At 59.1% G+C, this 26840-nt stretch carries 21 protein-coding genes and 1 tRNA gene; 10 read left to right on the top strand and 12 right to left on the bottom strand.

Annotated elements, in window-relative coordinates:
* Nucleotides 1-20: 20 nt before the first annotated feature.
* Complete coding sequence (gene guaD / locus JK199_RS12420) at nt 21-1355, top strand: guanine deaminase (protein ID WP_212376431.1); 1335 nt, start codon at nt 21-23, stop codon at nt 1353-1355.
* 16 nt (nt 1356-1371) lie between these two features.
* Here guaD and JK199_RS12415 read toward each other — a convergent pair whose 3' ends face one another.
* The 6 genes from JK199_RS12415 to JK199_RS12390 all read right to left on the bottom strand — a co-directional run bounded on the left by JK199_RS12415 (nt 1372) and on the right by JK199_RS12390 (nt 7930).
* A complete protein-coding gene (locus JK199_RS12415) occupies nt 1372-2979 on the bottom strand; it encodes a gamma-glutamyltransferase family protein (protein ID WP_212376428.1) in 1608 nt (535 codons plus the stop codon).
* Between the two features lie 5 nt (nt 2980-2984).
* A complete protein-coding gene (locus JK199_RS12410; protein WP_212376426.1) occupies nt 2985-4349 on the bottom strand; it encodes an AtzE family amidohydrolase in 1365 nt (454 codons plus the stop codon).
* Nucleotides 4349-4534 carry a DUF4089 domain-containing protein gene (locus tag JK199_RS12405; protein WP_212376423.1) on the bottom strand — a complete coding sequence of 62 codons (186 nt, stop codon included), beginning with the start codon at nt 4532-4534 and terminating at the stop codon, nt 4349-4351. Before JK199_RS12405 ends, JK199_RS12410 begins: the two co-directional genes overlap by 1 nt.
* Before the next feature lie 34 nt (nt 4535-4568).
* Nucleotides 4569-5798, bottom strand: coding sequence for a pyridoxal-phosphate-dependent aminotransferase family protein (locus tag JK199_RS12400; protein ID WP_212376420.1), 1230 nt, complete (start codon nt 5796-5798; stop codon nt 4569-4571).
* Between the two features lie 24 nt (nt 5799-5822).
* Nucleotides 5823-7109, bottom strand: a complete 1287-nt coding sequence (locus tag JK199_RS12395; protein ID WP_212376417.1) for an allantoate amidohydrolase — start codon at nt 7107-7109, stop codon at nt 5823-5825.
* 125 nt (nt 7110-7234) lie between these two features.
* Nucleotides 7235-7930 (bottom strand): GntR family transcriptional regulator, encoded by a 696-nt coding sequence (locus tag JK199_RS12390; RefSeq protein ID WP_212376414.1) that lies wholly within the window; start codon nt 7928-7930, stop codon nt 7235-7237.
* Nucleotides 7931-8264: 334 nt separating this feature from the next.
* Between JK199_RS12390 and pgm the strand changes: the two genes are divergently transcribed.
* Nucleotides 8265-9911 (top strand): phosphoglucomutase (alpha-D-glucose-1,6-bisphosphate-dependent), encoded by a 1647-nt coding sequence (pgm, locus tag JK199_RS12385; RefSeq protein WP_077929732.1) that lies wholly within the window; start codon nt 8265-8267, stop codon nt 9909-9911.
* Nucleotides 9912-10074: 163 nt separating this feature from the next.
* Here pgm and JK199_RS12380 read toward each other — a convergent pair whose 3' ends face one another.
* From JK199_RS12380 to JK199_RS12365, 4 genes are all read right to left on the bottom strand, one after another.
* On the bottom strand, nt 10075-11241 hold the full coding sequence (locus JK199_RS12380) for a S41 family peptidase (protein ID WP_212376411.1): 1167 nt from the start codon (nt 11239-11241) through the stop codon (nt 10075-10077).
* Between the two features lie 350 nt (nt 11242-11591).
* A complete protein-coding gene (locus JK199_RS15835) occupies nt 11592-15014 on the bottom strand; it encodes an autotransporter outer membrane beta-barrel domain-containing protein (protein ID WP_244985120.1) in 3423 nt (1140 codons plus the stop codon).
* Between the two features lie 184 nt (nt 15015-15198).
* Nucleotides 15199-16068 (bottom strand): KPN_02809 family neutral zinc metallopeptidase, encoded by an 870-nt coding sequence (ypfJ, locus tag JK199_RS12370; RefSeq protein ID WP_086654958.1) that lies wholly within the window; start codon nt 16066-16068, stop codon nt 15199-15201.
* 100 nt (nt 16069-16168) lie between these two features.
* A complete protein-coding gene (locus JK199_RS12365; protein WP_212376408.1) occupies nt 16169-16954 on the bottom strand; it encodes an ImuA family protein in 786 nt (261 codons plus the stop codon).
* Nucleotides 16955-17166: 212 nt separating this feature from the next.
* Here JK199_RS12365 and JK199_RS12360 point away from each other — a divergent pair, with 212 nt between their 5' ends.
* Entirely contained in the window at nt 17167-17628 is a 462-nt protein-coding gene (locus JK199_RS12360; RefSeq protein WP_244985119.1) for a DUF2946 family protein, read from the top strand.
* An 88-nt stretch (nt 17629-17716) separates the two neighbouring features.
* The gene (locus JK199_RS12355; protein WP_244985118.1) at nt 17717-19912 is read left to right on the top strand and encodes a TonB-dependent receptor plug domain-containing protein; all 2196 of its coding nucleotides are present in this window, start codon (nt 17717-17719) and stop codon (nt 19910-19912) included.
* 177 nt (nt 19913-20089) lie between these two features.
* Here the strand turns inward: JK199_RS12355 and JK199_RS12350 are convergent.
* Nucleotides 20090-20163, bottom strand: a tRNA-Gln gene (locus JK199_RS12350).
* Nucleotides 20164-20352: 189 nt separating this feature from the next.
* Between JK199_RS12350 and JK199_RS12345 the strand changes: the two genes are divergently transcribed.
* Nucleotides 20353-21483 carry a Ppx/GppA phosphatase family protein gene (locus JK199_RS12345; RefSeq protein ID WP_212376405.1) on the top strand — a complete coding sequence of 377 codons (1131 nt, stop codon included), beginning with the start codon at nt 20353-20355 and terminating at the stop codon, nt 21481-21483.
* Nucleotides 21480-22280, top strand: coding sequence for an RlmE family RNA methyltransferase (locus JK199_RS12340; protein ID WP_077929727.1), 801 nt, complete (start codon nt 21480-21482; stop codon nt 22278-22280). The genes JK199_RS12345 and JK199_RS12340 overlap by 4 nt, the downstream gene beginning before the upstream one ends.
* Nucleotides 22281-22321: 41 nt before the next feature.
* Here JK199_RS12340 and JK199_RS12335 read toward each other — a convergent pair whose 3' ends face one another.
* Nucleotides 22322-23218 carry an ROK family protein gene (locus JK199_RS12335; protein WP_212376402.1) on the bottom strand — a complete coding sequence of 299 codons (897 nt, stop codon included), beginning with the start codon at nt 23216-23218 and terminating at the stop codon, nt 22322-22324.
* Nucleotides 23219-23330: 112 nt separating this feature from the next.
* Here JK199_RS12335 and JK199_RS12330 point away from each other — a divergent pair, with 112 nt between their 5' ends.
* From JK199_RS12330 to dxs, 4 genes are all read left to right on the top strand, one after another.
* Nucleotides 23331-23573, top strand: a complete 243-nt coding sequence (locus JK199_RS12330; RefSeq protein ID WP_025826595.1) for a sulfurtransferase TusA family protein — start codon at nt 23331-23333, stop codon at nt 23571-23573.
* 77 nt (nt 23574-23650) lie between these two features.
* Entirely contained in the window at nt 23651-23905 is a 255-nt protein-coding gene (locus JK199_RS12325) for an exodeoxyribonuclease VII small subunit (protein ID WP_025826593.1), read from the top strand.
* A gap of 7 nt (nt 23906-23912) precedes the next feature.
* Nucleotides 23913-24851: a polyprenyl synthetase family protein gene (locus tag JK199_RS12320; RefSeq protein ID WP_212376399.1), complete on the top strand. Its 939-nt coding sequence runs from the start codon at nt 23913-23915 to the stop codon at nt 24849-24851.
* 5 nt (nt 24852-24856) lie between these two features.
* Nucleotides 24857-26836: a 1-deoxy-D-xylulose-5-phosphate synthase gene (gene dxs, locus JK199_RS12315; RefSeq protein WP_202205716.1), complete on the top strand. Its 1980-nt coding sequence runs from the start codon at nt 24857-24859 to the stop codon at nt 26834-26836.
* Nucleotides 26837-26840: the final 4 nt, after the last annotated feature.

Here is a 26840-nt window from a genome sequence, read left to right as displayed (position 1 = left end):
GCCCATGTCTGCGAGGTTCCATGCCCTCCCCGTCCCGCACCGCTGCTCTGAGAGGGCGTTATGTCACGTTCAAAGGCAATCCCTTCACCATGCCGCCAGAAGAAGCTTTGCATGTTGAAGAAGACGGACTGATCCTGATTGAAAACGGGAAGATTAGCCTGTGCGGCGCTTATGATGCGCTGCGGACACAGGTGCCTGAAGGCTTACACGTTACCCACTACCCAAACAGCCTGATCAGCGCGGGATTTATTGATACACACGTCCACTACCCGCAGCTCCCTGTTATTGCCTCATGGGGTGAGCAGTTGCTGGAATGGCTGCAACAGTATGTGTTTCCCACCGAGGCAAAATTTTCCAGCCCGGAGGTCGCGCAGACCGTCGCCCGCGCCTTTTTGCAGGAACTGCTGCGTAACGGGACGACAACAGCGGCCGTATACTGCACCGTACATCCTGAATCCGTGACAGCCTTTTTTCAGGAATCAGAAAAGCTTGGCACCCGGATGATTGCGGGCAAAGTCCTGATGGACCGCAATGCGCCGGATAATCTCAGGGATACCGCCAGACAGGGCTATGATGAGTCCCAAAAACTGATTGAAGCATGGCACGGCAAAGGGCGGCAGCTTTACGCCATTACACCGCGCTTTGCGATCACCAGCACACCGGAGCAGCTGGAATGTGCGGGGGCTCTCTTCCGGAGCCGGGATGATCTGTTCATGCAGACGCATCTTGCTGAAAACGAGGATGAGATTGCGTTTGTCAAAACACTGTTCCCGGACCGGACGTCCTATCTGGATGTGTATGACAAAGCGGGCCTGGCAGGCCCGCGGGCCATTTTTGGCCATGCCATCCATATGCACGAGCATGATTTCCAGCACTGCCATGACACACGCTGCACACTGGCCCATTGCCCGACTTCCAACCTGTTTTTAGGGAGCGGCGCCTTCCGGCTTTTTGATGCGCTGGAACCGCGCCGCCCGGTCCATGTTGGTCTGGGCACGGATATCGGGGCGGGCACAAGCTTTTCTCTGCTCAGCACGATGGGGGAAGCGTACAAGGTCTCGCTGATGGCCGGAAAGCAGCGCTTACACGCCATTCAGGCGTTCTGGCTGGCTACGGCCGGGGCAGCACAATCCCTGCATCTGGAGCGTAAAATCGGAACCATTGCGCCGGGCATGGAGGCGGATCTGTGCGTGCTGGACCCGGCTGCCACCCCCCTGCTGGCTCTGCGCACCCGCGAATGCACCAGCATCGCGGATCTGCTCTTTGTTCTGATGACGCTGGGGGATGACCGCTGCGTCAAAGCCACATGGGTAGATGGGCGGCCTGTCCATATCCGGCAAAACACCGCCTCATAACGCTCTTAACCTTGCGCTACCATGCGGCAACACCCCCATCACTCCGGGGGTCCGTAGCACCTTCCAGCATCCCGTCAGGGTGACGGACAAGTGCGCCTGCGTGCCCCATCAGAGAGGTAAAGGGTGCCACACGTTCCATCTTGTGCCCTGCCGCCGCCATCTGTGCCACGAGGTCCGGCGCAAACCGATCCTCATATTTCAGGGTCACGCTTTCATCCCCCCATGTGCGCCCCAGTAGCCAGCGCGGGGCAGTAACGGCTTGCTGCAAGCCCATGCCATACTGTGCGTAGCGGGTGAAAATCGCCGCCTGCGTCTGCGGCTGGCCCTCGCCCCCCATGGTGCCGTAAACCATCACCCGCCCGTCCTCAAACCGGGCCGCCGCAGGGTTCAGCGTGTGGAACGGCTTGCGGCCGGGGCGGAGCACATTCCACCCCTCCTCTGCCAGCCGGAAGCTGGAGCCCCGATTTTGCCAGACAATCCCGGTCTGGGGCAGCACCACGCCTGATCCAAATTCAAAATAGGTACTCTGGATCATGCTGACAGCCACACCATCCGCATCAATAGCCCCCATCCAGACCGTATCCCCGGCCTGTGACGGATAAGGCCACGGGGCCGCTTTCTGAGGATCAATAGCTGCTGCCATCTGGTCCAGCATGGCAGAATCATTCAGCGTGTGCTGGGCTTCGACTGTCATATAAACGGGATCTCCCACATGGGTATCCCGATACCGGAAAGCCTGCTTCGTCGCTTCAACAAGCCCGTGCCAGTAGGCAAAGCTTTCGGGAGCCTCCGCCTTGAGCCGGTCAAACACAGCGAGAATGAGAAGCGACGCAACACCCTGCGTTGGCGGGGCCATATTATACAGCGTTGCGCCGCTCACTCCGACAGACAACGGTGCACGAAGGCTCACCACATGGACGGCCAGATCCTTAGCAGAGAGAGGGCTACCCGCTCGTGCCAGATCCGCCGCCACGCTCTGCGCCAGAGACCCGGTATAAAAACTGGCCACACCCTCAGCAGCCAGTTTGCGCAAGGTTTTTCCCAGTGCAGGGTTTTTTAGAATATCGCCAGTCTGTAACGGGCGGCCTTCTGGTTCAAAAACGGCCGCATATCCCGACACTGCGCACAATTCAGCACTTTTCTGCGCGGCAACCTCAGCCCCGCCCGCCGTAACCGGCACACCCTGCTCCGCATACCAGACTGCATCCCGCAAAAGCCGCCCCAGCGGCAGCGCCTGCGTCTGCTGTTGCCTGTGATAGGCCCCGGAAAGCCGGTGCGCCTCACCCCAGCCAGACACTGTTCCGGCAACCGTATTGGCCGCGGCCCCGCCGCGCCAGGGAATAGTTGCGTGCCCGGCATTGCGGTAAAATGCGAGATCAGCCCTGCCTGCGGCAGCGCCGCAGGCATCAATGGTTTCTGTCCGCCCGTCTGGCCACTGGATCAGCCAGAACGCATCCCCGCCAATGGAAGTCATGTGCGGATAGACCACGGCCAGCGCCGCAGCCGTGGCAATCACGGCATCCAGCGCCGTTCCGCCCTCTTTGAGAACATCCAGCCCGGCCTGATTGGCCAGATGATGCGGGGATGTTACCATCCCGCGGGTAGAGCGCGGCGTGTGCAGCATGGATGTCAGGCCTGTTTGCTTACGTCGGCACTGGCGGAGGGAAACCCCAGAAGACCGGCTTTTTCCATTGTCTGCGCAAATGCCAGCAATATTGCTTCCCGCCCCGGTGCGGCAATCAGTTGCACACCAAGCGGCAGCCCCACAGGTTTTCCCGGTGCGGGAGCCAGTGGTGCGGCCACAACCGGCATCCCCGCCAGACTGAGAGGCTGGGTAAACAGACCCAGATTAGCCCGTGCGGACACCTGTCTGCCGCCCAGAGTGATAGTCGGCTGATCCAGCCGGGGCGCCACGCCAGGCGTGGCCGGGGCTATCAGAATATCAACATCCCGGAAGGTCTCATGCAGCACATCCCGGAACCATGCACGCAGTCTCTGCGCCTGTATGACGGGCAGGGAGGGCAGAAGAGCGCCAGCAATCAACCTGTCCCGCGTTGCCGGGTCATACGCCATGGGCTGCGTCCGCAACCGGCCGGAATGCAGCGCGCCGCCCTCTGCTGCGGTGATCACAAAAGACGCTGCCCGCGCCCGCGCGACGTCCGGCAGAGTTACGCTGCGCACATCCGCGCATGCAGCCAGAAGCCGGTTAACCCCGGCCACAAGGTCCGGGTCCAGATCCTGTGCAAACCAGCCGTCCAGACGCCCGATCTTCAGGCCGGAAACATCCTGAACTGTTGCGCCATTTTCACCACTTAGGGCTTCAAATGCGCAGGCGAGATCTGCGCTGGTGCGCGTAAATGGCCCCACCACATCCAGACTTGCGGCAAACGGGTAAACACCCTCCAGAGGCAGCGCACCCTGCGTCGGCCTCAGCCCCCAGACACCGCATAAAGAAGCCGGAACACGGATGGACCCGTTGGTATCAGACCCAAGCGTGAGCGGCAGCAACCCGGCCGCTACGGCCGCAGCGGAGCCACCGGAAGAGCCACCGGCCAGACAGGCCGTATCATGCGGGTTTTTTGTTGTGCCGTAATGCGCGTTTTCTGTCGCGAACCCGTACGCAAACTCATCCATATTGAGGGTCGCCACGGGAATAGCCCCTGCGGCGCACAGGCGGCGCACCACCTCCGCATCCTGCCTGGCCGGAGGCTGATCTTTCAAAACAACGGACCCGGCAGTTGTCACCAGACCAGCCAGATCAAACAGATCCTTCACGCCAAATGGCACACCCGCCAGCGGCCCGACCGGTTCCCCGCGTGCAATACGTGCATCAATGTCAGCCGCAGCTTTCAGGGCACGCTCGTCCAGCAACCGGGTAGCGGTATGATACGCCGCGTCACGCTGCCGGAATGCCTCAAGCGTCTGCTGAACGGTGTGGACAGCCGACACCGCTCCTGTGCGGATGCGGTGTGCATGGTCAGTTATCGCGATCATCAGGGCTGATACTCATAAGCAGGCAGACAGGTATCAGGCAGGCTCATACCGCAAATCAGATCCACATAGCCCTGCAAGAGCTGCGTATTGGCAAGAACGCCCGGCAGACATGCATCCGGGATGGCCAGCCCAAGAGACTCAGCCATCGCCTCCAGTCTGGTGAGTGTTTTATCCTGTTCGCGCATATCACCCTCCCGTTATTATATTTTTCTTTGTGTCTCAGGTCCGGCAGGTTGCAAGTGCGGCATCCACCCCGGCACCCCGCTTTACGGCATATCCCTGTGTGGCCAGACAGGTTTCCAAAGCACCCAGTGTCAGCAACACATTATGCTTTTTGGCGTTATAGCCCATCGCACCAATACGCCAGATCTTCCCGGCCAGCGGGCCAAAGGCCGTGCCAATTTCAATCCCGAAATCATCCCGCATCTGCTGGCGCACAGGCTCACCCTCCACACCTTGGGGGATCCACACGCCGGTGACGTTCGTCATGCGGTACGCATCCTGCCCGAACACCTTCAGCCCCATGGCCCGCAGACCGGCCACCATCGCCGCCCCCGCGGCCTTGTGCCGGGCAAACCGGGCGTCCAGCCCTTCTTCCAGCATCACCCGCGCGGCTTCCCGCGCGCCGTAGAGCATGGTGGTGGCTTCCGTATGGTGGTTCAGCCGTTTTTCAGACCAGTAATCCATCACCATCGCCAGATCGAAATAGTTGGACGGAATACGGGCGCGGCTACCATCAGCCATATCCCCGCTCCTGATCCCGGCCTCCACATGGCGACGGGCCATGATATGCTCTGCCGCACGGTCAGAAATGGTAATGGGGGCGGAACCCGGAGGGCCCCCCATACATTTCTGCAAGCCCCCGGTAATAACGTCCACGCCCCATATATCCGTTGCAACCGGCATCCCGCCTAGCGTTGCCGTGGCATCTACGTAGGACAGCACATCATATTTGCGGCACAGCGCACCAACACCGTCAAGCGGCTGCGCCATGGTGGTGGAGGTGTCACCATGGATACAGGCAAACACCTGTGGACGATGCGCAATCAGAGCATCTTCAATTTGCTCAAGTGTTGCCACCTCGCCCCAGGGCAGATCCAGCGTGCAGATTTCCGCGCCAATCCGTTCGGCAATTTCAGACAGCAGCAGGCCAAACCGCCCGGCCCGCACAATCAGAATCTTGCTCCCCGGCTCCACAAGAGACACCAGAGCGGCCTCAATCCCTGCCCGCGCCGTGCCGTCCACCAGAAAGGTCCAGCGGTTCTGCGTCATGAAAACCTGACGATACAGCGCCATAGTTTCATTCATGTAGGTTGTCATTTCCGGGTCAAACTGCCCGAGCATATCCGCTGCCATGGCGCGCAGGACGCGCGGATGCACATTAACCGGGCCCGGTCCCATCAGCAGCCGCTGCGGCGGGTCAATCTGACCAAAAAAATCGTTTGCCATTCAACAGGCCTTTCGTTGCTTGCTTTACGGACGGCGTCCGGCAAAATCTTCAATAAAGCGGGTCATGACCTGAAAGGCCTGATCAACATCAGCCGGGTCCACAGCCTCTGCCGGGTTGTGGCTGATGCCGCCTTCACAGCGGATAAACAGCATGCAGACTGGTGCCAGTGCGGCAATCACCATCGCATCATGCCCGGCCCCGCTCACCATTCTGCGGGGTTCCGCGCCGGTTACAGTTCGCGCGGCCTCACCCAGCAGATCCGTCAGAGCGGTATCACACGGCGTAGCGGGCAGATCCTGCTGTAAGCTCATATCCAGCGTCACTTTGCGCCGCGCTGCCAGCGCTTCCAGTGCTTTACGGATCTCCTCCGCCGCGGCATTGCGCACGGCGGCCTCTCCGGCCCGCACATCAATGCTGAACACAACAGAGCCCGGCACCACATTGGGCACACCGGGGGCCACTGTAAGCTGCCCGACTGTTGCCACCAGATCAGGCGGGCCGGACTGCGCAATTGTCTCAATCGCCAGAATAGCCTCAGCCGCTGCCGCCAGCGCATCCTGCCGCAGGGTCATGGGCATGGTGCCCGCATGGCCCGCCACACCCTGAAGATGCACCCGGAAACGATACTGCGCGGCAATGGCCGTCACCACGCCCACAGCGCGGTTTTCGGCTTCCAGCACCGGACCCTGCTCAATATGGGCTTCCAGATAAGCGAGGATTTCTTCCGGTCTGCGCGCCGCGTCTGGCATCTGCTCCAGCGCCAGACCTTCTCCGGCCAGTGCGGCCTGCAAGGACAGACCTGCCGCATCCTGCATGCCAGTTGGCGGCTCCCTGAGCAGACCAGCCACAGCACGGGACGTCAGCATGGAGACCGGAAAGCGCGACCCTTCCTCATCCCCAAACCCGATCACCTCCAGCGCGAAGGGAAAACGCCTGCCCTGCGCAGCATAATGCGCCACAAGCTCCACGCCCAGCAGAACCCCCAGCATGCCATCATACCGCCCGGCATCCCGCACGCTATCAATATGGGAACCGATCAGCAGGGCCGGAGCACCCGGCGCCAGAGCTTCATACCGCCCGATCAGATTCCCGGCCGCATCAATCCGGGTCTGCATGCCCGCTGCCTGCATCCATGCTGCAATCTGTGTGCTGGTGGCACGATAGGCGGCACTCAGATACGGACGAAACAACCGGTCCGGCTCTTCAGAAAACGGGGCCTGTCCCAGCACATCACAGCGCGTTACGGCACGCACACCTCCGGGCACAGAGGCTGACAGACCAGCACTATCCGAACAGTCTGAAGGCATCATTAAAAGCCGCTCCTGCCTGCGTCACCACAGGTCGTTGCAATACAAATACAATCTTGCATACAAGAAAAAGGTCTTGCAACCCCCTTCTGGCCTATGCCGCGATGCGCGTGTGTTGACCGCGCTTTTTAGTCGGGGTGACTGAGGGCTGATTTCAGGTTTTTCAGCCGGCTGCGGACGTGCCGCTCATTCAGCGCGTTCTCAACATGCCGCAAATGTGTGTCCATCAGGCGCGCGGCTTCCGGCACATCACCTGCTTCCAGCGCATCAATAATCAGTTCATGCTCTGCACTGGATTCACAGGCATCGTGAGAAGACTGATACAGGGCCGCAATCAGCACCGTTCGTGTTGTCAGATCCTGCAACAGCGCGGCCAGAACCGGGCTGCCCAGCGTTTCCGCCAGACAGACATGGAAATGCCCCAGCAGATAGCTCCGCTCTGCCCTGTCATTCTTCTCAATAGCGGCCTGTTCGGCCTGAACATGGGCACGGAGCGCCTGAATGGTAGGGGCGTCCACCTTCCCCAGCGTGACCAGCATGCCCACTTCCAGCGCCCGGCGGGCATCCAGCGTATGCCGGGCCTCTTCCTCCGTGGGTTCAATTACAAACCAGCCGCGCCGGGAGGAAACCTGCACAATGCCCCGTGCCTGCAGGCGCATCATGGCCTCACGCACCAGTGTGCGGGAAACCCCGAAAATCTCTGCCAGATCTTTCTCGCCCAGCCGCTCTCCGGGGGCAATCCGCCCGCACAGCGCCGCATAAACAATTCGGTCCTCAATCCGGGCAGATGGTGAGTCGATTTCGGGGCTGGGCGTCAGAGGCATGCGGGATATGTCCGTTATCATCGCTCAGGGCATCGTCCGGCTTACCAGACGTTTCTTCTTATACATAATGCCGTGAGCGGAGGAGACAGCATTCTGTTTTTTACCGCCGCCATCCCGCCAGCAAGCCATATCGGGCCTCTTTCTCTGCTCTTTCGGCCCTCCGGGACAGTCTTTTTGTCAGACGAGGACGCATTTCAGCATGTTTTTTAGTCTTACATTCTGCTGAAACAGCCCGTCCGCTCTGGACATCGCTCCACACACAGGGTTTCCTCCTGACAGAAAGCGTATTGGCAGACCGTTGATACCCTCAAGATCGACAAGGATTTCTGAAGCGATGGCCTCACTCAGCCCGTTAGCTGGCAAGACACTTGATCCGTCCCGGCTTACTGATATTCCAGCTCTGATTGCCGCTTATTACGACCGCAAGCCTGATGTTTCCATCCCCGCGCAGCGCGTCTCCTTTGGCACATCCGGGCATCGCGGCTCTTCCTTTCATACCAGCTTTAACGAAGGCCATATTCTGGCAATCTGTGAGGCCATCTGCCGCCACCGTAAGGCAGAAGGCATTGATGGACCGCTGTTTATTGGCATGGACACCCACGCTCTGTCCGGCCCGGCCCAGCGTTCTGCCATTGAAGTTTTTGCAGCCCACGGGCTGGATGTCCGGATTGATGAGCATGAGGGCTTTACGCCCACGCCCGTGATCTCCCACGCTATTCTGGCCTATAATAAAGGCCGCACCACGGGGCTGGCGGATGGTGTTGTGATCACCCCCTCCCACAACCCGCCATCAGACGGCGGTTTTAAATATAACCCGCCCAATGGCGGCCCGGCAGACACCGCCATTACAAAGGCCATTCAGGACATGGCAAACGGCTTTCTGGCCGACCGCCTGAAGGACGTAAAGCGCCTGCCCTATGACGAAGCCCGCAAAGCGGCCTGCATCAAAGGGTATGACTATATCACCCCTTATGTGGCCGACCTGGACTCTGTGATCGACATGAAGGCGATCCGGGATGCGGGCGTTAAAATCGGCATCGACCCGCTGGGGGGTGCCGCGGTGCGTTACTGGAAGCCCATTATTGAACAGTATGGCCTGAACGCTACGGTGGTGAATGAGGCCGTTGACCCGACCTTCTCTTTCATGACTGCCGACTGGGATGGCCAGATCCGGATGGACTGCTCCTCCCCTTACGCCATGCAGAGCCTGATTGGCATGGCGGACCAGTTTGACGTAGCCTTCGCGAATGACACTGACGCCGACCGCCACGGCATTGTGGCCAAACCGGACGGCCTGCTGAACCCCAACCATTATCTTGCCGTTGCCATTTCCTACCTGTTCCGCAACCGGCCTGACTGGAGCCCGGAACTGGGTGTGGGCAAAACGCTGGTCAGCAGCGGGCTGATTGACCGGGTTGCCAAAGACCTTGGCCGCAAGCTGGTTGAAGTGCCGGTTGGCCTGAAATGGTTTGTACCGGGCCTGATGGACGGGTCACTGGGTTTTGGCGGTGAGGAAAGTGCCGGAGCCACCTTCCTGCGTCGTGATGGCACTGTCTGGACCACGGATAAGGATGGCATCATTCTGGGCCTGCTGGCGGCTGAAATCACTGCAAAAACCGGCAAAAACCCCAGCGTGCAGTATCATGAACTCAGCGCCCGTCTGGGCACGCCGTTCTATGCGCGGATTGATGCGCCCGCCAATGCGGAACAGAAAGCCAAACTGAGCAAGCTCTCCCCGGAACAGTTCCCGCTGGAAACACTTGCGGGTGACAAGATCATCAGCAAACTGACCCGCGCTCCGGGCAACGATGCCCCTATTGGCGGCCTGAAAATTGTGACGGAAAACGGCTGGTTTGCCGCTCGCCCCTCCGGCACGGAAGATGTTTACAAAATCTACGCTGAAAGCTTTAAAAGCGAGGAACACCTGCACGCGATCCAGACGGAAGCGCAGGAAGCCATTTCCAAAGTTTTTGCAGCCTGAAAAAGAGGCCTGCTTTCCTCTGCCCTGAGATAAAGCAGGCGCTTTCCTGACCAGTTTTTACAGCATAGGGCGCAGCAATTTTTCTACACGCTGCGCCCTATACTATTTTCCAGCAAACGCCTTCCGGCAGCCAATGCGGCCCTTAATAGTCAGAGAACGTTTTTCAAAACCCCAAAGCATGGATAGCGGCCTCAAGAGCGGCATCTTTACCGGAACGGACGTCTTCTGGAGTTGGATAGACCTCAACGTCAGGTCTGACGCCTTTCCCCTCGAGATGGCTCCCGTCCAGCATCTCGATGTCCTCTACAGCAACTTCAGCCACACCACTGTCCGGTAAAGGAAAGAAACCTGCACCTAAAACCGCGCCACCGGTAGGCCTGCCGACCAGAAGTGCCTTGCCTGCATGCTGCAAGACCCAGGGTACGACTTCAGCAGCGCTTTTTGAAGCCGGGCCGATAAGGACAACTATTTTTCCAGTATACCGATGCGTCCAGTAATCCGCCCGCACCATCTTGGGGCCGGAAGACCGCTTTTCACGATACAGTTCTGCCCCTCTGGGCATGATCTGATTGAGAAGCAGCGCAGGCTTACCCCCGGTATTAAACCGGAGATCAATAATAACACCACGCCGATCCGCAGCATGTAACGCCGCCGCAACTTTATCGGTCTCCGGCGCATCGAATTTATCAAAACGAATATAAAGTGGACCATCCGGCAGTCGACGACTTTCAAACAAAGCCTGTGGCGCATGACAGGTCGAGCGGAATGTAAGCGTCAGAGACGGTGCCGATATTTTGTGCTCTTGCCGGATATTATCGCGAGAAGCAGGCACAGTCGCTCCTTCTCCCGTTACGCCAAAATCATGCTGCTGCACTGAGTTCAGAGGGTGCACAGTTATCGTATTCTTCAAAGAGTTCCCATCATGTTGAACGGAATAAACCTGCACGGGCCAGCCGGGCACGACGCCTGCCTGCGCAGCAGGAGACTCTGGCGTAACTTCAGCAACCATCAGAAAGCGCCCGGTTTTACGCTGGATGGATGTAAGCGTTACTCCCCCCGCATCAAACTCACACTCAGGAGTTGTTTCAGTCTTTCCATTCCGGGGTGCCGCAACAACCGGGGCCGGAGGGGGCATCGTAAAACCCATATGTGATGCGGGAAATGCCATGGCGAGTGGGACTAAGACAGTCCAATACAGATGAAAATCGTCTTCTGCCTGCTCTGCCCTGACACGGGACTGCGACCGTAATAACGGCCAGTTTAGCCCGGTAAAGCTGTGGTCATAATACTGTGCTTCGATAATCCGGGTTGCCGCATCAAAAATTGCCACTCTGCGGGCTGGCCCTTTTAATGTAAGAAAGAGGTCCGCCTGCTGCTGAGCGGCCTGATTGCGCGGCGCAACCACACTAAAGAAATAACCGACACAAATAGAAAGCAGTATAATAAAAAGAGCAGCGCAAGCGCTTATAAAACGAAATATCACCCTAAATACTCTGTTTTTTATCATAATGCCGCCTCACATGACTTTCATCTTCCGCACGATCGGACGTTTTATCCCGGCATCCGCTTCAGGTTATGCGCCACCAAAACACCTGAGATATATGACAGAGTAAAAAAATACCCCCGAAGCACTTCGGGGGTATCGTCTTTTTTGTATTTTTACTGAGCACAGGCGGAAAACTAGAAAATCCAGGAAACAGAGCCTTTCAGGCCGCTTTCTGAATAATGGACACCATACTGGCCGGTATAAGAGATGCCGACACGCAGGCGATGCGTCACCTCAGCCTGAACGCCGACTTTTACCAGCGCAGCATCCTGCACGAGCGGCACACCGCCGACCTCAAAGTCAGAACTACCGGAAATCAGGGCTTCACGCGTTGTGGGCGTAAGCGCCCCGAAGGCATGGCGGTAACCAACCGTCATACCGGGGATCAGCACGGCTTTGCCAACCTGCATGCGGGATGCCAGACGTGTGCCGAAGGTTGCGTATGTCACGCCGGTATCCTGCCCGTGGCCATACAGGCTGGCAGCTCCACCATGCTCACGGTAGGATTTGGTCTGCTGGTTGATGTAGGCCACATCCCCAAACGGCTCTGCCGTCACACGCCCCAGATCAAACCGGTAACCCAGATCACCAAAGGCCTGCGCTGTGCCGCCGTTATAATCGCTGTTCTGCCGGTCGTAAAAACCGGGAAACGCCACGGTGCGGCGTGTGGAGAGCATATTCCACGTATACGTCGCCCCCATCCGCAGGCTCAGACGTTTCCAGTGTGTGCTGGCATACCCACCCAGTGTGACGTTATCGCTGCGCCCGGAGGCTGCGCGACCAGACGTGGAGAAGCTGGAATGGCCATACCCGACCAGACCACCCACATGCCAGCCCTGAATGGCAGAGGTATCCGCCCCCATGACAAAGCCGCCGGTGGAATTGCTCATTCCCGCAGCGTTGTCGGTATGGCCATTCCGGCTCCAGCTTCCATAAGCCTGCATCCACAATGTCTGCCCGGCATCGGCATGGCACTGGCTCCCTTCCTGCACTCGGCCATGCACGGCGGTTTTAGCCGTGCCGCTCTGCGCACCCGGCAGGCAGTCCGCCGCGCGCATGCGGTCAATGGCAACATCGCGGATTTCATAAGCATCCTGAATCAGCGCGGTGCGGGCCGAAGCGTGGATCTCACCGGACAGCGCATTAAACGCGCCACGAGCGCGGGAGAAATCCAGAGAGGTCACTGGACGGCTAACATCAGACGTCGGCGCAAGACCGTCCAGTGCCGTAGCAACGCTCTGTTCATTACGGGTCTGGGCCGCATCCGCAAATGCGGTATTGCTGCGGGCAATTTCCAGCGCCACCAGATCAGGCTGGTAAGAAACGCCGGTTGTCAGGAACGGGTAAAGTGCGGCATCGCCGCTCAGATTGCTGACAACCTTGCCAAACTGACCCTGCACGCCATCCGTCGCCGTCAGGATGGTGTAGTGCTGCCCGAGGGAGGGTGCGGGCGTGTTGGCAGACGCCATCGCCATAACCGTGCCACCCTGCAAAACAGCCTGACCGTTGACCGTGATCGTGCTGGCCGCCGTATCCCCCACGCGCACAAGATAGGTGGACGCCTGCCCCAGTGTGAGCGTGCGGTCCACCGTCACGGTATCCGGTGTCACGCTGTCCGCACGACCGGGCGAGACATATCCGTTCTCGACGGACAGACCCCCTGCAAACGCCCCGGTGCCGGTCACAAATCCTGTTGAATTAACAGCGCCTGTCGTGACCCCATCATTTTCAAAATGCCCGGCATTTTCAACCTGCGTTTTTTCCAGACGCCCCGTCAGGATCAGTTCACCCGCCTGCGCAATTCCGGTTTTGCCTGTGTATGTGCTGGTTCCGGTTAATGTTTCCTGCCCTGAGGCAATAATCAGGCCCCCATGGGTCCGCGTATCCACCTCTGATGGCAACGGGACGGACAGTGAAAACGGCACCGACAGGAACGCTGGAACAGCATCCGGGAGTGTTGTCCCGGTGGCATAATAATTTCCAAGAGACCCGCTAAATGTTCCGGAAGCCTGAGAAAGCACCAGCGTATTATCCCCCAGCACCACCTGCCCGCTGCCAGCCAGAGAGCGAATGCTCTGTCCGCCATCAGACCGCGTGATGTCCAGCGTGCCATCCACCCGCACCACGGAGGACTGCGCGATACTGCCGGGGCCACCAACCCCCATCCAGCTTTTCTGGCTGAGAGTGGTTGCGCCGGTATAGGTGTTCGTACCTGTCAGATACGCAACACTCCCCGTCTCAAGCGTGAGGCCATTTGAGCCGGAGACAACACCCGCCAGCCCGACTGGCCCCATATCCTGCGTAATCGTCAGACCGTTGGTGAAGTTGGATGCCGTCACATAAAACGGCGTATAGCCCGTAACGGCCCGCTCCAGATCATACATGACAGCATTATGCTGGAAGAAGGAGAGGCCATAGAGGGCATAGTTATCATACGTATAGGGGTTGCTCCCTACCGTGAGCTGATTGCTCTGGTCCCCGCCGCTTCCGTCGCCCGTGGTAATGCTGACAGGCTGTGCGCCCGCCACCTGCCCTGTTACGGTCAGTGTCTGGCCGGGATTGACGTCAGTGTCATAACCGTCACTGCCGGTCAGCCCTGCCGCCGTTGCCTGCTGCTGGAGGCTGGGGCTGCCTAGAATAATGCTCGGCGTACCGGAATCCAGCAATGTCGGCATCGGGCCGGTGTTCAGACTATGATTCAGGGTATAATTAAACAGCACATCAAACTGGTGTCCGGCATTCGCACCCGAAAGCGGGAAGCTGCCAATCACACCGCGCCAGGGGATCTGTGTAAAAAACTGCGCCCGCAGCGCGGGCGTGAGGTCCATAATCAGGCAGGCCTGCCCGCAGTCTCCGGGGGCTGTGGGCGTGCCATTGGACTCAACAATATAGCCGGTCTTGGTCAACTGGCCCGGAACGCCGCCATTATCGCCCGGAAAAACAAAATCCCCGGCCCCGACAATCCCGTAAAAATGGCCTTCATCCGGCGCTTTGCCCTGATCCAGTGCCTGCTGCCACCCCAGATCCTGATAATATGTCTGCCCCGGCAAAAGGCCCGGGGTGTTGTCCGGAATCTTCTGGCCGGGGTCACCGCTCAGCCTGTCCGGTGTGGCAATAGATGCCTGAATCAGCGCAACCCCGAGCCCCGCTGACGTATCATACGTCGCGACGGACTTGCCGGTAGCGCTGTTATAAAACTGCACGTTGGAGACGGTCGTATCGGATTGCAGATACCCATAGGTGCCATCTCCATACATATAACCGTAAGGGGAGCTGATTGCTGTGCCCGCCTGAGTAGGAAACCATGCAGGTCCGTTCTGGCTGCTGCTCATGCCCACAGCGATATTGAAGGAATCTGACCCGGTATCGAACAGATATTCTTCCGGCTGAGCGTTATTCACCCCGACCTTGATGCCAAGCCGCCCGAAAGAATATCCGTCCTCATTTTCTGTAATAATATCCAGCGGAATTTCTGCGGCTCTGGCCTGATGTTCGTAACAGGCAAAAACGCAACTCATTAAAAATAACCGGCAGGACACCACACGAAATGACTGCATCAGAACTCTCGGCCACAGGATTGGTTTAAAACATTACCTGACCGTTATAATATGTCTGAATTGACAAAAAAGGTCTTTTTAGGAAATTCGTTATAAAACCGTCATGATGTTGTAAAAAAGCCTCACACCAGACTCTCCCTGCTGGAGAGCCTGATGGAATAGCAGGATTTTGTGAGATCTTTTTTTAGAGAGCCGGTGCGTTAAACGTGTCACACTGCCGGATATCACCCGTTTGCAACCCACGGCTGAACCAGTTGACGCGCTGAGCCGACGTGCCGTGCGTAAAGCTGTCAGGCACAACATAGCCCTGCCCCTGCTTTTCCAGACGGTCATCCCCCACAGCGGAGGCCGCGTTCAAGCCTTCCTGCACATCGCCTGATTGCAGAATACTGCGCGCGTCATTCGCCCGCTTTGCCCATACCCCGGCAAAGCAGTCTGCCTGAAGCTCGGTGCGGACAGACGCACCTGTCGCACCGCGCTCACTCATGCCGCCCCCCTGCCTGTCGAGCCGTTCCATAATCCCCAGTTCGTTCTGCACATGGTGCCCGACCTCATGCGCCACAACGTACGCCCGCGCGAAGTCCCCTCCAGCACCCAGACGGTTTTTCAGTTCCTGAAAGAAAGCGAGATCCAGATAAACCTTGTGGTCAGCAGGGCAGTAGAACGGGCCAACAGACGTCTGCGCGTATCCGCAGGCAGACTGCGTTCCGCCGGTAAACAGCACCAGACGCGGCTGATGATAGGTACGGCCCATCTGCTGGAAATAAGATGTCCAGACGTCCTCGGTTGAGGCGAGAATACGGGCAATAAACTGCTTTTGCGGGTCCGGGCCCTGCGCAGGCTGCTGGGCCACAACCGTTGTCTGATTGCCAGACGATGCACTGCCTTCCAGAAGGCTGAAGACAATTTTCGGGTCTACTCCAAAATACAAAGCACCCAGCGCCAGAAGAATCCCGCCAATGCCAACCTTCAGCGGGCCGCGCCCGCCTCCACCGCCGCCACTTCCGCGCTCATCATCAATATTCGTGCTTTCCCGTTCATCATCCAGACGCATGGTTTGTCCTTTTTATGCCTGCGGTTCTGATCATGCGGTGTTTCTTACCACAAATCAGCATCAGGCACGGCAAGAAGAACTGATGCGCTGTGCAGGACAATCAGGCGCGCAAGGCGCTCCGCCACCATGAGCGCCGTGTTGTCTCGCGACGATCATTGTGAGACGCATGTTGGGGCGCAACGGAAAAGGGATGCGTTTCATACCGGGCGGGGTCAACAACCCATCCGGCAACACCTCCGTGATGGTGGCTGAGCATTTCAATAGACCACCGCTCTTCCGCCTTATATGGCCCCGCTGCCGTGTTATCGCGGAGGCTGAAAGTGGTGCTTGGGGCAATTTTCCAGCGTGTCGCACTCAGGCAACGGGACGCTCCGCTCCCCAGAAAGGTGGACCGGTAGAGCAGGAAGCCGGTCGCACCCCGCTCATGCGCGGCCAGTTGCAGGCGACGGGTTGCATTCAGGTCTGGCGCGGCGCGGCTATCAGCCACCACAGCAGCCACCCCCGGCTCCCGCAGGACAGCTTCACACAAATCCACAAAAGACGCCTGCGTAGCTGTCACACAGATCAGCCGTCCTGGGTTCAGGCCAGCCTGTTCAACGCCTGCCACGCACAGATCAAGGTGCTCCTCCCCAATCCAGATAACAGCGCCTGTTGTGCGTGCCAGCACCGCCGCTACAAAACGCGAGGGCTTGGCAGAAACCTGCCTGTCACTCCCGGCTCCAAAAAACTCGTGCACTGTGCCTTTTTCCAGCCCCCCGCCAAGACGGGCATCAATTTCCGCAACGCCCGTGGAAAGCCGCTGCGCCACGGATCTGGCAGGCTCGCTCTCCATCCGCGCAATTCGGTCCCGCAGCAAATCCAGTGTATCCGAGTGTGATGACGCCATGAGTGCAGTCCTCCTGTTCCGGTTTTTATAATAAGAACAAAACAAGAACACAAGGATTTTTTAAGCACACGCTCTCCCACCCGAACCACCCCACACCGCGCCTATACCCCACCGGGGTTCAGGAAAGAGCCTGAGTATGATTATACTCTTTACAACTGCCTCCGGGTGCTTTCTTTAGGGGCATTCCCCGAATGGAGGCGGACTCTCTCATCATGCGCCGTTCAGACACACACACCCGGATACTGGCGGCCCTGTGCCGCTGGCTGATGGTGTGCTGCGTTCTGCTGGGCCTTGGAGGGCAGCTTCTTCTGCAAAGCAACGCTCTGCCGGATGAAGCACCGCGCGTGACGTTCGAGAGGCTGACGGGTCTGCATATCGGGCCGGATCAGTCACCGCCTATGTCCCACCACATGCACATGCATATGGCTACCGGACACAACCACACCATGATGCAGGCCGGTGCGCCGCACCCATCCGGGCACCATCATGACGGGTCCTGCCCGCTCTGCCCGCTGCTGCATCTTCCGGCTTTTATCTTCAGTGTCGCATTCCTCGCGGCCCTGATTCTGATTGCGTGGTCCCAGACAGCCTACGGGGTGCTGCTGCCGCGTGCGCCGCCGCTCCGCGCCCTTGCCCTCCGGCCACCCCCGACAGGGCCACCCGCTTTCCTCTGAAAACGATACGCGCTGACACATAAGCCTCCAGACATACCGGGGGGCAAAGGGTGTCGGCTGTTTCCGTTTCAAGGAAAGTTTCAGCACAATGTCCCGTCTTTTTACAAGGCACGTCCTGCGCGCCCGCCTGCTTGCAGGCTGCTGTGCGCTGGCCTGCACCGTCTCTCTTTCTTCTCTGGCAGATGCACAGAGCAACCTGCCGGCAACACCGGTTTCCGCACAGTCTCTGGCCCTGCCTCTGCCCCCAACCGCTTCTGCGGACACAACAGAACAAAACACTCCCGGCTCTACCGAACAGATTACCGTCAACGGAACGAGGCATCCGGTTTCAACCAGCCCCGATACAGCCAGCCTGTTCCGGCAAAGTCTGGGCTACAGCGCCTATTCCGGCGGGGGTGTTTCCTCCCTGCCCGTGCTCAACGGCATGGCGGATGAACGTGTCGCAACGTTTGTGGACGGCATGCGCATCCCCTCCGCCTGCCCTAACCACATGAACCCGGCCATGTCCTATATTGACCCGGACGCCGTTTCCTCCGCCGTTGCCATTGCTGGCATTACCTCTGTCAGTCAGGGGGGGGACAGCACGGGGGGCACGCTGGAGGTCAACCGGAAAGACCCAATTTTTTCCAGCACGGCCAGACTGCTCGTCACCGGGCATGTCCGTGGAGATTATCGCAGCAATGGCGGCGGATCAGGCGCGTCCGGATCCGTCACAGCCGCCAATGACTGGCTGAGCCTGCGCTATACCGGCTCCTACAGCCATGCCAGTGATTACCATACAGGCGGCAAAGGGCAGCGCGTTCTGTCCACCAGCTACCTCAGCTTTAACCACGCGGTCACGCTGGGGGTAAAAAAAGACAATCATCTGCTCGCCATCACCGCCGGGCAGCAGGACATTCCGTATGAGGGCTTCCCCAACCAGTATATGGACATGACCAACAACCGCTCCACGTTTGTAAACGGCAAATATAAAGGCGATTTCAACTGGGGCACGCTGGAGGCGCGCGGCTTCTGGCAGCGGGTCAGCCATGTCATGAACATGTTGTCGGACAAAGGGGGCCATACGGCCACAACCGGCATGCCGATGAATACAGATACCCGCACCGCCGGATACTCCATCAAAGCGACCATTCCGCTTGGCCATAAACATGTGCTCGGGCTTGGCAGCTCCTTTGACCATAACGGCCTGAATGACTGGTGGCCGCCGCTCCAGGGCAGCATGATGATGGGGCCGGATACCTTCCATAATATCAATCAGGGACACAGAGACCGGCTCGGCCATTATATTGAATGGAAAGCCCAGTGGCTGCCGCGCTTTGCCACAGAGCTGGGGCTGCGGAATGATCTGGTGATGATGAATACAGGCCCGGTCGCCCCGTATTCATGGACCGGCATGATGAATATGGCGGACGCCATGGCCGCGCGGCGCTTTAACGCAGCCTCCCGCGGCCGGACGGATACTAATTTTGACGTCACGGCGGTTGGCCGGTGGACCCCGCTGGACAGCCTGACGATTGAAGGAGGCTACGCGCGTAAAAGCCGCGCCCCAAGCCTGTATGAACGCTACGCCTGGGGCGAAGGCGCTATGAGTTCCACCATGATTGGCTGGTTTGGCGATGGAAATGGCTATGTGGGCAACCTCAACCTGAAACCGGAAATTGCCAACACCCTCAGCACCACCCTGACATGGCATGATCCGGTTCATCATAACTGGGAACTCAAGATACAGCCCTACTACACCTACACACATGACTATATAAATGTGATCCGGATTGGGGCGCTTTCAAACGGGCTTTCCAAACTCCAGTTCGTCAATCACAACGCCCGGAGTTACGGCATTAACAGCTCAGGCTTCCTCAAACTCTGGGACAGCCCGGCGTTCGGGATGGGTGAGCTGAAAGCCAGCCTGAACTGGGTACGGGGGCAGGATCTGGTTACCCATTCCGGCCTGTACCATCAGATGCCGGCCAATGGCCTTATCAGCCTGCATGAAACCTATGGAAACTGGACAGGGCGCGTAGAGGTCACCCTCGTTAAAGCCAAGACCACAGTGGACTGGCTGCGTAATGAACCCCGCACTCCCGGTTATGCCCTTCTGGGGCTTGGGGGGAGTTATCGCTGGCGGATGCTGACACTTGATGCCAGCATTGAGAACGTGATGAACCAGAGATACGATCTGCCTCTTGGCGGGCTGTCTCTGGGAGATTATCGCGCGACCGGGGTTCTCAGCCCCCTTGCTGGCGTCGGGCGTTCCTTCAACCTGAGCCTGACCGCGACATTCTGAACGCGGATCATGCCCTGCCTTGCGGTAAGTCCGACGGGATATCGCAAGGCAGGGCAAACGAGGCCCCGCCAATCTGGACAGCACCCACCACCACGCACCACGCAAAAGGCATCATGCGCGTTATTGACACAGGAGATCCTGCACCCAATATGTAAATTTTAACTTTTTGGGGAAAATTGGCTGGGAGACCTGGATTCGAACCAGGGCTGACCGGGTCAGAGCCGGTAGTTCTACCGCTAAACTATCTCCCAGCAAGGAGAACCGGGAGGCTTAAAAGGCCGCCTCCGCTGCGGTGACGCCTTCCTAGCACCGTGAATTAGGCCGTGCAAGTGCCTAAACGAAAAGAAATGTCGGTTTGTCACATAATTGTCTTGCTCCTTTGGCCGCCCTCCCCAAAAATAGCGTCAACATGAGTCAACCTCTAACTAAGGACCGGACAGATGGATCGTATTCCCCCCTGGGCCGGCCGCCCGGACAGACCAGCTTATCCTTCTCTCTACCCCCGTAACTCTGAAGATGAGCTGTTTGCGGCGCTCGACCTGGGAACAAACAACTGCCGCCTGATGGTTGCCGCGCAGACTGCCGGTGGCTTCCGCGTAATTGACAGCTACAGCCGTATGGTGCGTCTGGGTGAAGGCCTGCACCACACGGGCCGGCTGGGTGAACCTGCTATGGAACGCACACTGGACGCCTTGCGCGCCTGCGCGGACCGTGTCGGGCGCAGGCCCATCAAGGATATCCGGGCTGTTGCAACGGAAGCCTGCCGCCGGGCAGTCAATGGCTCGGACTTCATCAACCGCGTTCGCACGGAAACCGGCTTTAATATCAGCATTATCTCCGCGCGGGAGGAAGCCTCTCTGGCCGTGGAAAGCTGCGCCAATCTGGTGCATAATCCGCGCTTTGGGCCGGTGCGTAACCGCGCGCTGCTGTTTGATATCGGCGGCGGCTCGACGGAAATTGCATGGGTTCGGGTCGATGCACCCCGCCAGACGCATGAGCTGATTGGCTATCTCAGTCTGCCCGTCGGGGTTATCACGCTGTCCGAGCAGTTTGGCAACATCGGCCGGGATGATCCGTCCCGCTATCAGCAGATGGTGGCCTACACAAAAGCGGCCTTGCAGGACTTTGAGAGCGTGCATCGCATTGGCCCGGAAATCCGCCGCCAGCAGACCCGCTTTATTGGCACCAGTGGCACCGTCACCACTCTAGCCAGTATGGTCCTTAACCTGCCCCGTTACGTGCGGGCCGCTGTAGATGGCTCTCAGCTCCCTGCCAGCAGTGCGCGTAAGGCCGTACGGACATTGCAGGAAATGGGCCATACAGGCATAGAACAGCATCCGTGCATCGGGCCGGATCGTGCCCCCTTTGTTTTACCGGGATGCGCCATTTTTGAGGCTATTCACGAGACATGGCCGGTGGAAGATATCATTGTAGCCGACCGAGGCCTGCGTGACGGGATGGTTCTGCGGATGATCCGCAAGACGGGATCAGCCACCAGACGCTTCCATAAAACGCCCATGATCAACGGCCCCATCCCTTTTCTGCACCCTATTCAAGCAACAGGTTCATGAGCGACAAAAAATCCGGACCTCCCCGGAAAGCAACTTCTCTTCGCGTTCCGGGGCGGGCCCGCACCAGCAGCGCCACCCCCGGCGCAAGCCATTCTCTGGATGACTCGTCTGCCGCGCGTACCATGCGCACCAAATCCGTCAGCCTCCGCACAGCGCGGGGGCGGACAACCGCCCAGCAACGCTGGCTGGCCCGCCAGTTGAATGACCCGTATGTGCAGGCCGCCCATAAACAGGGCTGGCGGTCCCGTGCCGCCTTTAAACTGATTGAACTGGATGATCGCTTTCACCTGATCCAGCCGGGCATGCGCGTGGTGGATCTGGGTGCGGCACCGGGTGGCTGGACGCAGGTTATCGTCAAACGCGGCGCGAATCGCGTAGTGGGTGTGGACCTTCTGCCCGTGGACCCTGTGGCTGGCGCGGAAATTATTGAGGGGGATTTTACAGACCCGGACATGCCGGACCGGCTGATCAGCCTACTGGACGGCAAGGCGGATCTGGTACTGTCTGACATGGCCCCCAACACAACAGGCCACGCCCCGACGGACCATATGCGCATTATCGGGCTTGCCGAAGAAGCCCTGCATTTTGCTTTTGAAATTCTGGCGGAAGGCGGCGGCTTCGTCGCTAAGGTGTTTCAGGGCGGGTCAGAAAAAGCCATGCTGGAAACCATGAAGCAGGCCTTTTCAGAAGTCCGGCATGCCAAGCCCCCTGCAAGCCGCAAAGATTCAAGTGAACTCTATGTGGTGGCCACAGGCTTCCGTCCTGAACGCCTCAGACAGGCTCAGGCCACCGCCTGAGCCTTGCTGGTCGAAAGTCACAGGCGGCTCAATGCCGTCTGTTATTTTCCCCACAACCACGCGGCTCCACGCACACCGGAACTGTCACCATGCTGATTTTTCAGCAGTTCGGTGCGGCATTCCGGCGTGATGGCATATTTTTTCATAACAGCCGGCACGCGGGAATAAAGCGTCTTCAGGTTGGAAACACCCCCGCCAAGTACAATCGCGTCCGGGTCCACCATATTGATTACCAGAGCGCAGGCCCGGCCCAGACGGTCCACATACGTATCCAGCGCATGAATGGCTGCGGCATCCCCTGCGGCCGCGGCTTCTTCAATGCCGTCCGCACAGCGCTGCCCATCCCCTTTCCATGAGACCGCCAGCGCAGGGCCACACAGGAAACGTTCCAGGCAGCCCTCATTTCCGCAGAAACATTTTGGCATGGGGAATTCTTCGGCACGCACCCAGGGAAGCGGAATATGCCCCCACTCCCCGGCAATGTGATGCAGGCCCGTGACCGGCTCACCATTAATAATGAAGCCGCCACCAACGCCCGAACCAAGGATGACCCCAAACACAATCTTGCGCCCCGCAGCAGCCCCATCGACCGCTTCGGACAGCGCAAAACAGTTAGCGTCATTTTCCACCTTTACGGGGCAGCCGAGCACCTGCTCAAGATCCTTGCCGAAGGTCTGACCATTCAGCCATGTGGCATTTGCATTCTTGACCCGCATGGTGCGTGAATCAATCGCGCCGGGAATACCAACACCGACAGTGGCATCGCGGGACGTGCGGGCACGGCCTTCCTCCACCAGATCCCGCAGCGTCAGCAGCAGAGCATCGTAGGTACCGGGGTTTGCAACGCGATGCCGCAGGAGAATTTCTCCTTTAGAATCAAGGGCTGCTATTTCGAGTTTGGTTCCACCAACATCGATTCCTAGGCGATAATCTGACATACAGCGACCTTACGTCTTCTTCCGGCAAGCGTTTCATGTGCCATGCGGCATGGGATAAAATGGTAAACTATGCAATCACACATATTCCTCTCTCTATACAAGGCTCTGTGTCATGAATGAGGCTGTTCTTGATGCACGGGGGCTGGGTTGCCCTCTTCCGGTTTTAAAGGCGAACCGCCTTCTGCGCGGCATGCAGGCCGGTGAAAAGCTCCGCGTTCTGGCAACGGACCGCGCCTCCATTGTCGATTTTCAGGTCTTCTGCCGGGAAACAGGGCACGCTCTGGTGGCATTTGCGGATGAAAACGGCTCCCTGTCCTTCACCATCCGGCGGCGTGCGGATATACCCTCACCGTGAGGGCGGTATGTTTTATTAGCCATTCTGCCCCGCAAGGCTTGGCAGATGCACGCTTATCGGAGTAATGCCTGCCCCTCATGACGGATAGGAAGACCTGCGCCATGGCGGATAACATCAACTCACTGTCGTTTGAGGACGCACTCTCCGAGCTGGAGAAGATTGTACGCGGCCTTGAAGGCGGCCAGCTCAAGCTGGAAGAGGCCATTGCATCCTACGAGCGCGGGGCAGCCTTACGCCAGCATTGTGAAACCAAGCTGAGCGAGGCCGAGGCCCGCGTTCAGGCGATCGTGCAACGGTCTGACGGATCGTTGACCATGAAACCTATGGATTGAGACGTCGATGACTGACCCGACAACCATCGCCCCTTCCCAGACGCAGTCCTCAGCTAATGGTCCGCTGCTCAAGCAGGCCATGGCGGCCCGCGCCAAAGTGATTGAAGGCACGATCGACCAGCTTCTGCCGCCCACCACCGGTGGTGACGCACGTCTGGTTGACGCCATGCGCTACGCAACACTGGGGGGTGGCAAGCGCCTGCGCGGCTATCTGGCCATGGCAACCGCCAGCCTGTTTGATGTGCCGGACTGCCAGTCCGCCCGCGTTGCGGCATCTGTTGAAATGCTCCACGCCTATTCTCTGGTGCATGACGATCTGCCCGCGATGGATGATGATGATCTGCGCCGCGGTCAGCCCTCAACCCATCGCAAGTTTGATGAAGCCACGGCCATTCTGGCCGGTGATGCACTTCAGACCAAAGCGTTCGAGATTCTGGCCGAAGCCGAAACGCATGAAAATGCCGTCGTGCGCATCGCCCTGATTACGGCTTTTGCGCAGGCCTCCGGCGCGGCTGGCATGGTGGGCGGTCAGATGATCGACATGGAAGGTGAAGGCCGCGCCCTGCCGCTGGAAGAAGTGCGCCACCTGCATGCCCTCAAAACAGGCTGCCTGATCCGCTATTCAGCAGAAGCTGGCGCCATTCTCGGGCAGGCCAAACCGGAACTTCAGCAGCGTCTGCGCTCTTACGGCGCCAATATCGGCGCAGCCTTCCAGATTGCGGATGATGTGCTGGACGCCACTGCCACAGCGGAAGAGCTGGGTAAGACGGCTGGCAAGGATGAAGCCTCCGGCAAATCCACCTATGTTGCCCTTCTGGGCATTGATGGCGCACGCGCCGAAGCCGAGCGCATGGCCAAAAGTGCCATTGAAGATCTGACTCCGTTTGGAGCACAGGCGGACCGCCTGAGAGATCTCGCTTATTACGTGATTGAACGCAGGAACTGAGAACGATGCCGGACAAGACCCAGATTCCCACCCTTGGCCGTTTTCCTGCGCTGGACCGGGTGAGCTACCCGTCTGACATGCGGAACCTTTCGGTTGAGCAGCTCAAACAGGTTGCGGATGAACTGCGGGCCGAAACCATTGACGCCGTATCCACCACCGGCGGCCATCTGGGCGCCTCTCTGGGCGTTGTGGAACTGACCGTGGCCCTCCATGCCGTGTTCGACACCCCGGCTGACAAGGTGATCTGGGATGTGGGCCATCAGGCCTATCCGCACAAGATCCTCACCGGCCGCCGTGACCGGATCCGCACCCTGCGCCAGCCGGGTGGGCTTTCCGGCTTCACCCGCCGGTCCGAGAGTGAGTATGACCCGTTCGGCGCGGCGCACTCCTCCACCTCCATCTCCGCCGGTCTGGGCATGGCCGTGGCGCATCGCCTCCGCGCGGAAGAAGACCCGTCCTACCACGAACGCAGCGTGATCGCCGTGATCGGCGATGGCTCCATTTCCGCCGGGATGGCGTATGAGGCCATGAACAACGCCGCCGTGGCTGGTCCCGGCGCGGAACGTCTGATCGTCATTCTCAACGATAACGAGATGTCCATCGCCCCGCCTGTGGGTGCGATGTCCAACTATCTCTCCCGCCTGATGTCCTCCCGCAAGTTCATGGGCCTGCGCGAACTGGCCGGGAAAGTCGTCAAGAAGCTCCCGGCTCCGGTGGAGCGCACCGCCCGCAAGGCGGATGAATATGCCCGCGGCATGATTACCGGCGGCACGCTGTTTGAAGAGCTGGGCTTTTACTATGTCGGCCCCGTGGACGGGCATGATCTGCCGCAGCTTGTCGCGATCCTGCGCAACCTGCGCGATACGGATAACGGCCCCATCCTGCTGCATGTGATGACCAAGAAGGGCCACGGCTATAACCCGGCGGAAAAGGCCGGGGACAAGTATCACGCCGTCGCCAAGTTCAACGTCGTCACCGGGGAGCAGAAAAAAGGCCCCGCCGGGCCGCCGTCCTATACGTCCGTGTTCGCCAGGGAACTGGTGCGCCGGGCTGCGACGGACGACAAAATTACGGCCATTACTGCCGCCATGCCCTCCGGCACGGGGCTGGATGCTTTTGCCAAAAACTACCCCGACCGCTTTTTTGACGTGGGCATTGCCGAACAGCATGCCGTGACGTTTGCCGCTGGCATGGCCACGGAAGGGCTGCGGCCGTTCTGCGCCATTTACTCCTCCTTCCTCCAGCGCGCCTATGATCAGGTGATGCATGACGTGGTGCTGCAGAAGCTGCCGGTCCGCTTCGCCATTGACCGCGCCGGTCTGGTGGGCGCCGATGGCGCGACGCATGCGGGCTCCTTTGATATCGCCTATCTGGGCTGCCTGCCCGGCATCAGCATCATGGCGCCGTCTGACGAGGTCGAACTGCTGCACATGACGGCTACCGCCGCCGAGTTTGATGAAGGCCCGATTGCCCTGCGCTACCCGCGTGGCAGTGGTCTGGGGCTGGAGCTTCCGGCGGAAGGTCAGGTTCTGGAAATCGGCAAGGGCCGGATTATCCGCGAGATGGGTCGTCAGGCCGGGGCGGAGAAAGGCGGCATTGCCATCCTCTCGCTTGGCCCGCGCCTGGCGGAAGCGCTGAAAGCAGCAGACATGCTGGCCGCACAGGGGCTGGCCCCGACTGTGGCGGATGCCCGCTTTGCCAAGCCGATTGATACGGCTCTGGTGGAAAATCTGGCCCGCAACCATGCGGTGCTGATCACGCTGGAAGAAGGCTCCATTGGCGGCTTTGGCGCGCAGGTGGGCCAACATCTGGCCAATACCGGCCTGCTGGACCATGTCCGCTTCCGCCCCATGACCCTGCCCGATATCTTTATCGACCATAACACGCAGGAGGCTCAGTACGAGCAGGCCGGACTCACAGCGCCCTTCATCGTCAAAACCGCTCTCAGCGCGCTGGGGGTGGCTCTGACGGAGCAGACGGCCTGATCTG

It is taken from the genome of Acetobacter persici, from assembly GCF_018256955.1.
Taxonomy (GTDB): Bacteria; Pseudomonadota; Alphaproteobacteria; order Acetobacterales; family Acetobacteraceae; genus Acetobacter; species Acetobacter persici.
Note: the sequence above shows the minus strand (reverse complement) of the source record. Positions and strands in the feature narration are given on the sequence as shown.

Excerpts from the sequence above, each read along its gene's own strand:
- JK199_RS12360 (WP_244985119.1), top strand. The coding sequence starts at position 17,167 with ATGCGCCGTTCAGACACACACACCCGGATACTGGCGGCCCTGTGCCGC.
- JK199_RS12400 (WP_212376420.1), bottom strand. The coding sequence starts at position 5,798 with ATGGCAAACGATTTTTTTGGTCAGATTGACCCGCCGCAGCGGCTGCTG.
- JK199_RS12395 (WP_212376417.1), bottom strand. The coding sequence starts at position 7,109 with ATGATGCCTTCAGACTGTTCGGATAGTGCTGGTCTGTCAGCCTCTGTG.
- JK199_RS12330 (WP_025826595.1), top strand. The coding sequence starts at position 23,331 with ATGAATGAGGCTGTTCTTGATGCACGGGGGCTGGGTTGCCCTCTTCCG.
- dxs (WP_202205716.1), top strand. The coding sequence starts at position 24,857 with ATGCCGGACAAGACCCAGATTCCCACCCTTGGCCGTTTTCCTGCGCTG.
- JK199_RS12405 (WP_212376423.1), bottom strand. The coding sequence starts at position 4,534 with ATGCGCGAACAGGATAAAACACTCACCAGACTGGAGGCGATGGCTGAG.
- JK199_RS12390 (WP_212376414.1), bottom strand. The coding sequence starts at position 7,930 with ATGCCTCTGACGCCCAGCCCCGAAATCGACTCACCATCTGCCCGGATT.
- JK199_RS12410 (WP_212376426.1), bottom strand. The coding sequence starts at position 4,349 with ATGATCGCGATAACTGACCATGCACACCGCATCCGCACAGGAGCGGTG.
- JK199_RS12415 (WP_212376428.1), bottom strand. The coding sequence starts at position 2,979 with ATGCTGCACACGCCGCGCTCTACCCGCGGGATGGTAACATCCCCGCAT.
- JK199_RS12345 (WP_212376405.1), top strand. The coding sequence starts at position 20,353 with ATGGATCGTATTCCCCCCTGGGCCGGCCGCCCGGACAGACCAGCTTAT.
- JK199_RS12335 (WP_212376402.1), bottom strand. The coding sequence starts at position 23,218 with ATGTCAGATTATCGCCTAGGAATCGATGTTGGTGGAACCAAACTCGAA.
- JK199_RS15835 (WP_244985120.1), bottom strand. The coding sequence starts at position 15,014 with ATGCAGTCATTTCGTGTGGTGTCCTGCCGGTTATTTTTAATGAGTTGC.
- ypfJ (WP_086654958.1), bottom strand. The coding sequence starts at position 16,068 with ATGCGTCTGGATGATGAACGGGAAAGCACGAATATTGATGATGAGCGC.
- JK199_RS12340 (WP_077929727.1), top strand. The coding sequence starts at position 21,480 with ATGAGCGACAAAAAATCCGGACCTCCCCGGAAAGCAACTTCTCTTCGC.
- JK199_RS12365 (WP_212376408.1), bottom strand. The coding sequence starts at position 16,954 with ATGGCGTCATCACACTCGGATACACTGGATTTGCTGCGGGACCGAATT.
- JK199_RS12325 (WP_025826593.1), top strand. The coding sequence starts at position 23,651 with ATGACGGATAGGAAGACCTGCGCCATGGCGGATAACATCAACTCACTG.
- guaD (WP_212376431.1), top strand. The coding sequence starts at position 21 with ATGCCCTCCCCGTCCCGCACCGCTGCTCTGAGAGGGCGTTATGTCACG.
- JK199_RS12320 (WP_212376399.1), top strand. The coding sequence starts at position 23,913 with ATGACTGACCCGACAACCATCGCCCCTTCCCAGACGCAGTCCTCAGCT.
- pgm (WP_077929732.1), top strand. The coding sequence starts at position 8,265 with ATGGCCTCACTCAGCCCGTTAGCTGGCAAGACACTTGATCCGTCCCGG.
- JK199_RS12355 (WP_244985118.1), top strand. The coding sequence starts at position 17,717 with ATGTCCCGTCTTTTTACAAGGCACGTCCTGCGCGCCCGCCTGCTTGCA.